The organism is Mesorhizobium sp. NFR06 (genome assembly GCF_900115245.1).
GTDB lineage: Bacteria > Pseudomonadota > Alphaproteobacteria > Rhizobiales > Rhizobiaceae > Mesorhizobium.
The window spans coordinates 1-10391 of record NZ_FOVT01000037.1 but is presented as its reverse complement, the minus strand read 5'-3'; the positions used below and the strand labels follow the sequence as shown (position 1 = coordinate 10391).

Here is a 10391-nt window from a genome sequence, read left to right as displayed (position 1 = left end):
CGTGCGCCTCGCAAAAAGCCATTTCAATCCAGCGACGGCTATTTGCAGCCATGCTCGGCGATGGTCGCCTTCCAGTCCGCCGCTATTCCGTCGAGGGTGTCCTTTGCCGAGCCGCCATCCTTTAGGATGTAAGGTCCGAGACGTGCGTTCATCTGGTCGATGAGTTTGGCGTAATAGGGCTCCGCCCAGAAATCTTTCACGACAAACAGGCTCTGGTAGAAAGCGTCATTATAGGGAGTAGCGTTGCGGAATCTTGGCGATTCCAAAATCCGCGCATCGGCAGTATAGCCGCCGAGATCGGCCCATTTCTGCTGCGTGTCATCACGAGCGAGCCATTCAAGGAACTTCCTGGCTTCCTTCTGCTTGTGCGAATAGGACACGATCGAGATGCCCTGGCCGCCGAGCGCCGTGAAACGGTCGCCACCCGGGCCGGCCGGGCTGGCGAAGAATCCGGTGACGGAAGCGTTCGGATTGATCGACGGATTTACCAGCGCTGGGAAGAAGGCAAAGAAGTTCATGCTCATTGCCGCGAGATTTCCGGTGATGGCCAGATCTTCCTCTCGATTGGTGGTATTGGCCCAATCCGGAGGCGCGAAGGAATAGAGTTCCTTGTAAGCCTTCAATGCCCGAACAGCCTGCGGCGAGTTGACGATACCGTCGACCGCGCAGGTCACATAGTCGCCGAGCTCACCCCCGTAGCTGAACAACTCGGACATGAAACCCATGATCAGCCCGTCGCCGTGCTGCTCCGTATAGATGGCGACGCCGTAACGCGGCGGATTGGCATGTGGTCGGTAGAAGAACTCGGCGATGTCGCGCAATTGCATCCAGGTTTTCGGCGGGGCGAGGTCATAACCGTATTTTTCCTTGAAGGCCTTCATCTCGGAGGGATCCTCGAACCAGTCCTTGCGATAGGCCCAGCCGACCGCGTCTGCTTCGAGCGGGATCGCCCAGTAACGGCCGCTGCCCTTCGGATATTCGGAGTAATAGGTCATTGAGGCGGGCGTCATGACCTTGGTGAGGTCCAGCTGCCGCACGAGATCGGTGAGCTCGAAATAGTGGCCCTCCGTCGCGCCGGCTCCCAGCCATTGCGAATCGCCGACGACCATGTCGTAGGAGTCGCCATGGGCGTTGAATTCCATGAATGCCTTGTCTTGGAAGCCGGGCCAATTCACGGTCTCGACCGTGACTTTGACCCCGGTCTCCTTCCCGTACTCGTTGGCAAGTTCTTGCAGATAGTTGGCCGGGTCCCATTCTGCCCACAGGATTGTGAGTTCGGTCGCTACGGCTGGCCGGTTCGCCGCCAGCATCGCGGCGCCCGCGAGCAGGCCGATCCACATTTGCTTGGACATGGGCGCTCCTCCTAAAAAGCACCTTGGCTACGGCGCTGCCGCTGCATGCGACAGCCGTTGCAGCAGGCCTCTTGCCTCCGCCAGGTCAGGCGTGTCGAAACCCTCTTTGAATGCCGCGTAGGCGGGTGCGAGCAGGTCTCGCGCCTCACTCCCGCGCCCGCGACCGGACCAAAGTCGGGCAAGACGAAGCGCGGATCTCAGTTCGGCCAGTTTCGCGCCTTGCTCGCGGGCGGCAGCCAGAGATTGGCGAAATAGGCCTTCGACGGCATCGTCTCGGGGGTCCAGCAGCGAGAGCAGCTCTCCTTTGGCGCTCAACAATTCCGGGAGCTGATAATTGGAGTCGGATTTGGCGAGCGCTTCGATCGCCTGCTCAAGAAGCGCTAGCCCCTCGCTTGCCTCACCGCGCTCGCCGCAGGCGCGGGCGAGCGCGCAAAGATAGTAGGCCATCCCCATGTCGGCGCCAGTCATGGCGATCGCCCCGATCCCCTGGCGCATCTGTTGAATGCCATCGTCCAACTGACCCAGAGCGGCAAGCGCCCACCCGAAGAAGACTCGAGCCTGCCCGAGCAGCAGCGGAATGGCGAACTCGGTGCACACCGCCATGGCCTTCTCCGCCCACCGTCGCCCTTCACCAGGCTCACGCCGCATCAAATGGACCACGCTGAGGGCCATTTGCGCCTGGGCTAGGCTCATCGGGTGCGCTACCCGCTCGGCCAGGTCGACGGCTTCCCGTGACTGTTGGATCGCCATGTCCTGCTTGCCGCGTATGCATAGCATCTGTGCGCAGAACGATCTGCAGCACACCCCGGGATCGTGCCCGGTATAGCCCCACGCGAGATGGCGATGCCGCTCGTAGTCGTAAGTGGCGAGGCCATAACTGGCGAAGGTTTCCGCGGACTCGTAGTTGCCAAGATAGAAGTTGACGCCCCAGAGTTGGTGATGCGCTTCCAGAAGGTAGGCAGAGTCACCGGTTGCCTGTGCGAGCTCCATGCCGAGCGTCTTGCACTGGACGGCGAGCGATTCGGCGATGCGCAGGTGGCCCGAAATAGTACGGAAGGCGCTCTCACCGCGGACGGCGGCGAACAACTGGGCCTTGTCGCCGAGCCGCTCGGCGAGTTCCCGCGCGGTCGCAAATGCCTGTAGAACCTCCGGATCGGCCCAGCCTTTCACGGAGATCAGGGCCGAGCCCATTGCCATCCACAGGGAAAGCTCCTGCCTCAGACGGGTCTCGGAAGCGGGCAATGTCACAACGAGCTCCAGGCCTTTGCCGAAGTGCGTCGCAGCTTCGCGATTGGCAGACCTTGTCATCGCTCGCTTGCCTGCCGTCAGCCACCACGACGCGGCCTCAGCCGCCAGACCGGCAAGCGTGTAGTGCTGCGCGACGGTCTCCGGCTCGGCCTCGGCGATCTCGGCGAACTCTGCTTCCAGTGCCGCGGCGACCTTTGCATGGATCTGTTGACGCCGGCTTTTCAGCAGGCTCTGGTAGGCCGTGTCGCGCACCAGCGCGTGCTTGAACGTATAGATCGCCTCCCGGGCGGTGCCCCCGCGGAATACCAGCTCGGCCTGTTCCAGCTGGTTGAGCGCGTCATCGAGCCGGTCCTGACCGGTGCCGCTCACTGCGGCGAGCAGCCGGTAGCCGAAAACGCGGCCGATGCAGGCGCCGATCTGCGCCGTCTCTTTCACGGGCGACAGCCGGTCGAGTCTCGCCATCAGCGAATCCTGAAGCGTCGAAGGGATCGCGATCGCCGGTAGCTGCCCGATCGCCAGATATCGATCGCCCGCCTCAATCAGTAGGCCGGAATCGAGCACGGTCCGCGTCAGCTCCTCGACGAACAGCGGGACTCCTTCGGTGTTGGCGAGGATGCGGTCAGCGACGTCGCGCGGCAGCTTCTTGCCACCCGCCACCCGCTCCATGATCGCCGTGCCATCGCTCGGTTCGAGCCGCCCAAGCCGCAGCACGCCGACGTGCGACCGCGCCTTCCAGCGGGGCTCGAATTCGGGCCGCGCGGTGACCACCAGCAAGGCAGGCAGTCCGGCGGCCTGCTCAACCACTGTCTCCAGCCATTCGGCCGAAGTGGGGTCGATCCAATGGGCGTCCTCGACGAGAGCGAGCACTGGCGCCTTAGCCGCGGACGCTTCGACCACCCGTGTCAACGTAGCCAGCGTGCGCGCCCTGAGCGTCGGTGCCGGCAGCTTCGGCAGTTGATATCGCTCGCCTAGATCAATCGAAAGCAGCGTCGCCAGAAGCGGCAGCGCCTCTCCAGTCTCGATGCCGGTCGCGCCAAGCAGCGCTGCGAGCTTATCGAGCCGCGTGTCGGCATTGTCGTCGCGCATGAACCCTGCCGCTCGCTCCAAATGCGCGATGAGGGGATGGAGTGCGCTGTCGGTGTGGTAGGCCGAGCAAAAATAGCGCAGTTCGCAATGGGGGCCGGCGCCGATTTGGGCTGATAGTGCTGCGAGCAGACGCGACTTGCCGATGCCGGCCTCGCCGCTGAGCAGAACGGCCTGGCCCTGGCCTGATGTTGCGCAATGCCACCGTTCGAGTAAGAAGGCTAACTCGTCCTCGCGGCCGACCAGCGGGGGCAGCACGGCGTGCCGCGCTTCGAACCGGCTCTCAGCGCCCGTCTCGCCAGCGATGCGCCAGCACCGCACTGGGGCGCTGAAGCCTTTGAGGTTGTGCTCGCCGAGATCGGTTCCGGTGAACAGACCCGCGACGAGCCTCTGCGTAACTTCGGCGATAACCACAGAGCCCGGTTCGGCCAGCGCCTGTAGCCGAGCTGCTAGGTTAGGCGTGTCGCCGACGACAGCCTCCTCTTGCGCCGCACCTTCTCCGATCAGGTCACCGACGACGACCAATCCCGTGGCGATGCCGACACGCGCGGCCAGCGGCGTTCCGCCGGGGCCGGCCAACCGGGCGGTCGCGGACGCGGCGGCGAGACCGGCACGCACAGCGCGTTCGGCATCATCCTCATGCGCTTGCGGCCAGCCGAAATAGGCGAGGACCCCATCGCCCATCAGCTTGGCGACGCGCCCCTCGTAGCGAGCGATCTCGCGCGACACCGCCTGCTGGTAAGCGAGGATGACTTCGCGTGTGTCCTCCGGGTCGAGCCGCTGCGAAAGCTCGGTCGAGCCGACGAGGTCCACGAACATCACGGTGAGTTGCCGCCGCTCTGCGCGGGAATCCGAGGCCGCTGGCGCTGGCGAAGCCATCCGGGGCAGGGTTGTACTCTCAGCGAGGGTCGCAATGGCGCTGAGCAACTTGCGCCGATGGCCGATTGACGTGACCCCGAGCGCGATCAGGTCTTCGGCGGTCAGCTCGGAAAGAACTTCCAAGTCAACGTCGTTGTCGCGGAAGACCGATGCATACTCACCCAGGCCGAGGTCTAACAGCCATGCCTCAATATCCACAGTGCCTTCTCCCAGGCGGCAGAGGCTTTGCAGGGAACTATATCGCAAATGGGAAGCAGGGTCGTCCCTTTTGTGCGAGCAGCAATGTCAGCTTGGGGGTCGAGCCGAGCGGCCCGAACCTCGCGTTTGGGTCAGATCAGGCTGCTTACTCGACCAGAATTGAATGTCGGCTTGTATAGATCTCGCCTCTTGCAGCTGTCGGTCAGCTTCCGGCCCCAAACCGGTCGACAGATTAGTTCTACAATTCGCGATCGACTGGGGTTCTTGGAAGCTTTTCGAACTTTCTGGGTCGCGCCTCAGCCCGAATTGCGGGTGCTTATGGACAAAGTGGGACACTTGATTCGGTTTAAGGATAATTTGGAGGCATCGGATGTAGACGGCCGCTTCGCGCCTGATGTCGGCTGTTGAGGTGATCTGGCCTGCTGCCCGATAGCAGACGTGCTGGTAACCGCGCGGAAGGGGCGAGGTTAAGCCCATGCCAGACAAGGCTCAAAAGACTTTGCGTGCCGAGCTACACCGTCATGAATGAAGCCCGCCTGTTAGTACCGCGCGTAGCGTTCCGGCGGCTGTGGTGTGAGGAGGGCGTGGCAGGCGCAGGGTTCTCTAACGGGAATTGCGGCCGCGGTCCCAAGAGCGACCCTCGATGTGATTTGCGAAAGGCGTTCGAGCACCCCGGCTTTCAGGAGCGTGCCGCGGTCTCGGCTGAGGTAGTCGTTCATCGTCGCGGTCACAAAGGCGCAAGGGGTGAAGCAGGCGCCGATCTCGCGCGACAAGGTCGCCTCGGGCGCGATCGAATGATTGACAACATCGGCGCCGAGGGTGCGGAACATGATGGCCTCGGCGGGTGTGGTCAGGCGCGGGCCATAGACATGGCCAGCAACCAACCCTTGTTCGATACGATGGACGCGCGCCTCCGTCGGCCAAAGCCGGCAAGCCGTCTCGGCCAGGATCGCGGCGCAGTTGCTGCAGACGATCTGCTTGCCGCTGGCGTCGAATTTCTGGCGTCCCGGCAACAGGGAATATGGCGTCTGGGTCGGCTCGATTATGTCGGCCGCGATGACCAGATCGCCGCTGCGGATGGCCCTGTTGACCGCGCCGACCGTCGAGCAGGTGATCACCCGCTTGACCCCGGCCTCTCGCAGCACCCAGAAAGCACGCCGATGGCAAGCATGATCGATTTCGTCCCGCGGGTTGCCGTGCGAATACATGCAGAGCGCCCGGCGTGGCTGCCTGTCGCTTGTGATTGAGCCGTCAAACGCAAGGAGCTTCCAGTTTTCCGTCCGACCGTAGGGCGTCTCGAAGGCCATGTCGCGGGCCAGGACCTCCACGCCGGCCATTGGCACATCCTCGGGAAAGGCTAGCCCCCAACTAGCCGAGCCGGTGATGAGGGCCAATTCGACCGTTGGGATAGGCGCTGGGGCAGAGCTATGCATAGTCATTCAGGTGTTCCTGTCGGGTCTAGGCCCTCTGGCGCGCGGCGAAGAGTAGGACAACGGCAACAATGAGGCCGGTCCAGAGCGTCGAGATCGCAGCGATGGTCGGGTCGATCTGGTCGCGCAGCGAAATGAACATCAGCTTAGGCAGCGTAGTGTTGGCGCCACTCGAAACGAAGATCGATATGACGGCTTCATCGAGAGAGCTCAGGAATGCCATGAGCGCCGCCGAAACCAACGAAAGGACCATCTGCGGCAGCATGATGCCGACGATCGCGCGGCCCCAGCCGGCACCCAGGCTGCGCGCGGCCTGAAGCTGCACCCAGTCGAACCGGCGCACGGCGGGATAGAGCACGATGACGGCTACCGGTATGGCCAGGACCGCATGGCCAAGGAGTACGCCGCCGAGTGTTCCGAGCAGCCGGAGCCTTGCCAGGACGAAGAACAGGCCGATCGCCAACAGAATGCCGGGCACGACCGAGGGGATCACCGCGAAAGCATAGATTGCGCGGGCGAGCCGCCCTCCCTGCCGGTCTATTGCGATACAGGCAAGAAATGCGGCAGGCACGGACACTACCGCTGTCAGTCCGGCGAGGACCAGGCTCGTGCGTAGTGCGGCCATCCAGTCGGCCGAGCCGAAGAAGCTCGAATACCAGCGCAGCGAAAAACTGCGCGGCGGAAATTCCAGCATATCAGAGCCCGAGAACGAGATCGGCACCACGATCAACGTCGGCAGGATGAGGAACGCCAGCACCAGCGAGCCAAACGACCAGAGCAAGGCACGGGCAAGTCTGCTTTCAGGATAGGCGTCCAGCATGGTTCAGTCCGCGCCCGGCTTCGACCTGATCAACCTGGTCGCGCCCAGCGTCGTCACGCCCAGGATGGCAACGATCAGCAGCAGCAGGATGCCGAGTGCCGCCGCGCCGCCCCAATCCTGCAGCGTCGAGAGCGTGCGGTCGATTCGGATCGCGATCGGGCTGATGCGGCCACCGCCGAGGATCGCCGGCGTGATGAAGAAGCCGAGCGTGTAGACGAAGACGATGACGGAGCCGGACACGATGCCGCCGAAGGCCAGCGGCAGGATCACCGTCCGGAAGCAGTGCCAGAGGCTTGCGCCCATGCTGGCGGCGGCGCGGATCACGTTGCCGTCGATGTCGCGCATCGCCGCATAGGTAGGCAGCACGAAGATCGGCAGCATGTAATGCACCATTCCGATCAAGGTGCCGGTGAAATTGTAGACCAGCGGCACGGGCTCGGATACGAGGCCGCTGCCAACCAGGAGATCGTTGATCAATCCGTCGCGCCGCAAAAGCACCAGCCAGCCATAGGTGCGGACCAAAATCGAGGTCCACAGCGGCAGGAGGACCAGCACCATCAGCCGGCTGGCGGTCCTCGGGGATGTGCTTGCCAGCAAAAAAGCGAGCGGAATGCCGAGCAGAAGACAGCAAACGAGGGTCCCGCCGGATAGTTCCAGCGTCACCAGCAGGGATCGCCAGGTGAGCCCGTTCGTCAGAAGGGCCGTATAGTTCACAACGGTGAAGTCGCCCCGAGCGGTCGTCAGGGATTGTTGCAGGATCCAGAACAATGGCAGGATTGCGCCAATCCCGACGACGGCCAGCGAGGGCAAAGAGAGCGACAGGAAGAATCTGCGCTCGGCTGCAGCGTCACGCCGCAGGCCAGCGGCATTCACCGTTGCGGTCATTGCGGTCATGGTTCGGGGCCGCCGTCGAGTCTATGGATATGCCGGGCTGCGGCGTAGGCGGTCAGCTGCTGTCCGATCTGGATGTCGGCCGGGTCGAACGACTTTCCGGATGGAATGCTGAGCAGCAGTTGCCGCTCGCCCTCGACTTCGAGGCGCAGATGCCAGGTTTCGCCGCGGAAGGCATGGGCCGTGACCCGTCCTGTGATCGCCACCCCATCACCGTCGGCCGCTTCGCGTTCCAGTGAAAGGTTCTCGGCTCGGATGACCAGGGTGCCGTCGAGTGGCAGAGCCGATCCCAACGGCTCCAAAAAAGCTGCAGGAAGGATGTTCGATTCGCCCATGAAATCGGCGACGAAGCGCGATGTTGGGCATTGATAGATAGGCTGTGGCGCGTCGAGCTGTTCGATCCGGCCGGCGTTCATCACTGCGATGCGATCCGACATGGTGAGAGCTTCGCGCTGGTCGTGTGTGACGTAGACTGTGGTGATTGCGAGATCCTGCTGGAGCTTTCGGATCTCGAATTGCATCTGCTCGCGGAGATTCTTGTCAAGGGCCGAAAGCGGCTCGTCCATGAGCAGGACCCTCGGCTCGAACACCACGGCCCTGGCCAGTGCCACCCGCTGGCGCTGGCCGCCCGAAAGGGCGGCGATGTCGCGCGCGTCATAGCCCTCAAGCTGCGTGCGGGCGAGGGCGGCCTGGGCCCGCTCGCGCGCCTCGGCACGCGGCAACCGGCGCAAGAGCAGGGGGTATTCGACGTTGCTCAGAACGCTCATATGCGGGAAGAGCGCGTAGTTCTGAAACACGATACCGATGTCGCGCTTGTTCACCGGAAGCCGCGTGACATCGGCGTCGCCGATCCGGATCAGCCCGGCCTCAGGCCTGACAAATCCTGCGATAGCCATCAAGAGGGTGGTCTTGCCCGAGCCGGAGGGACCGAGAAGGGTCAGGAACTCCCCCGGTCGAACATCCACACTGACGTCATCCAGGGCCACGTGGCGACCGTAGACCTTACGCACTTTTTCGAGTGCTATGCGCGGTGAAGCCATGGGTAGGCCCCTTCGGCCAACAGCTGCCTACTGGTTCATCATGGTATCGAAAGCGGCCTGGGCTTCGTCGGCGTGTTTCGCCCACCAGGCTGCATCCGCGTACACCACGCCCACGGCGTTGTCCGGCGCGGTGGCGAGCAGGGCCATTTTATTGGCCGCAACCTTACCCCCGGCATAGGCCGCCTGGTTCATCGGACCATAGGCGATGTAGTCGGTCAGCTTGGCCTCGCGCTCAGGTGACGTCATGGCGGCGATGAGTTTCATTGCGTCCGCCTTGTGCGGCGCGCCTTTCGGAACGGCGAGGCAGTCTGTACCGATGATTGAACTGTGGAACGTGTAGGCGGCCGCGCCACCGTCGTCCTTGACACTCTGGGCACGGCCGTTCCAGGTCTCGACCAAGTCGGCCTCGCCGTCCTTCAGGATCTGCGCGGACTGCGCGCCCGAGGTCCACCAGACCGCGACATGGGGTTTCAGTTCCGCCAGGCGGTCGATTGCGCGCTTGATGCCACCGGGCTCGCTCAAGGTGCTATAGACTTTCTCCGGCGCGACACCTTGAGAGAGGAGCGCCGCTTCGAGCAGGTCCTGCGCATTGTTCCGAAGCGCTCGGCGGCCCGGAAACTTCTTCACGTCCCAGAATTCGGCCCAGTCCTTCGGTCCATCCTGGCCGTAGGTCTTGGTGTTCCACGCCATCACAGTGCCATAGGACGAGAACGGATAGCAGAATTTCGAGGCCGCCCCGGAGGGTAGCGCCTTTTGATCGACCACGGTCTCGTCGAGGGGCTCCAGCAGGCCGAGATCGGCGGCCTGCGCGCCTTCACCGGAGCCAAGATGGATGATATCCGTCGTGACGCTCCCGGAGGAGACCTGCATGCGGAGCGCGGCCATGCCGTCGCTCTGAGTTTCGCCGCGAACATCGATCCCAAGCGCCTTACCAGCAGGCGCCCACAACGCCTCTTTCATGCCGGTGCCATAGTCGCCACCTGCTGTGGTGATCGTAACGCTCTGCGCCCAGGCCGGAACCGCGGGCGATAGAGCCAGTATCAGCGTCGAAATTTGCAGAAGCTTGGGCATGTCATTCCTCCCTGTTGCGGCCGCGCGACCACGTTTACCTGGTCTTGCGCGTGCCAATCGTAACGTTACAATCAAATTTGTAACGTTACGATTGGCCAAATGCGTTGCGCTGTCAAGCTGGATTCGTACGTACACGAATGATATTTGTGGCGGGCTAAGACTACAGGTACGTCGCCGTTTTGGTCGCCAAGCCGACATTGGCTTCACTTTCGGCGGATACTTGGCCATCCTGCAACCTGAACGCATCGCACCGGACCAGACCATGGCGCCACCAGCCAGACCAAACCTTAGACAGATTGCCAACAGCCTCGGCCTGTCCGTGACCACCGTATCGCGCGCCCTGAAGGAGGGGCCAGAAGTCCACCCCCGAACCCGAGCC

At 63.1% G+C, this 10391-nt stretch carries 7 protein-coding genes and 1 pseudogene; 1 reads left to right on the top strand and 7 read right to left on the bottom strand.

What is annotated here, in order from left to right; all coding sequences use genetic code 11:
* Positions 1-38: 38 nt before the first annotated feature.
* The 7 genes from F3H96_RS30310 to F3H96_RS30280 form a co-directional block, all read right to left on the bottom strand.
* Positions 39-1352, bottom strand: coding sequence for an extracellular solute-binding protein (locus F3H96_RS30310; RefSeq protein WP_149805288.1), 1314 nt, complete (start codon positions 1350-1352; stop codon positions 39-41).
* Positions 1353-1379: 27 nt separating this feature from the next.
* Positions 1380-4760 (bottom strand): adenylate/guanylate cyclase domain-containing protein, encoded by a 3381-nt coding sequence (locus F3H96_RS30305; RefSeq protein WP_149805287.1) that lies wholly within the window; start codon positions 4758-4760, stop codon positions 1380-1382.
* Positions 4761-5299: 539 nt separating this feature from the next.
* The gene (locus F3H96_RS30300; protein WP_244620229.1) at positions 5300-6097 is read right to left on the bottom strand and encodes a 5'-methylthioadenosine phosphorylase; all 798 of its coding nucleotides are present in this window, start codon (positions 6095-6097) and stop codon (positions 5300-5302) included.
* A gap of 121 nt (positions 6098-6218) precedes the next feature.
* Positions 6219-7010: an ABC transporter permease gene (locus F3H96_RS30295; protein WP_149805285.1), complete on the bottom strand. Its 792-nt coding sequence runs from the start codon at positions 7008-7010 to the stop codon at positions 6219-6221.
* Between the two features lie 3 nt (positions 7011-7013).
* A complete protein-coding gene (locus F3H96_RS30290; protein WP_244620228.1) occupies positions 7014-7904 on the bottom strand; it encodes an ABC transporter permease in 891 nt (296 codons plus the stop codon).
* A complete protein-coding gene (locus F3H96_RS30285) occupies positions 7901-8941 on the bottom strand; it encodes an ABC transporter ATP-binding protein (protein ID WP_149805284.1) in 1041 nt (346 codons plus the stop codon). Before F3H96_RS30285 ends, F3H96_RS30290 begins: the two co-directional genes overlap by 4 nt.
* 27 nt (positions 8942-8968) lie before the next feature.
* The gene (locus F3H96_RS30280) at positions 8969-10012 is read right to left on the bottom strand and encodes an ABC transporter substrate-binding protein (RefSeq protein WP_149805283.1); all 1044 of its coding nucleotides are present in this window, start codon (positions 10010-10012) and stop codon (positions 8969-8971) included.
* A 262-nt stretch (positions 10013-10274) separates the two neighbouring features.
* Here F3H96_RS30280 and F3H96_RS31460 point away from each other — a divergent pair.
* A pseudogene (locus F3H96_RS31460) lies at positions 10275-10391 on the top strand (LacI family DNA-binding transcriptional regulator); the annotation flags it as partial.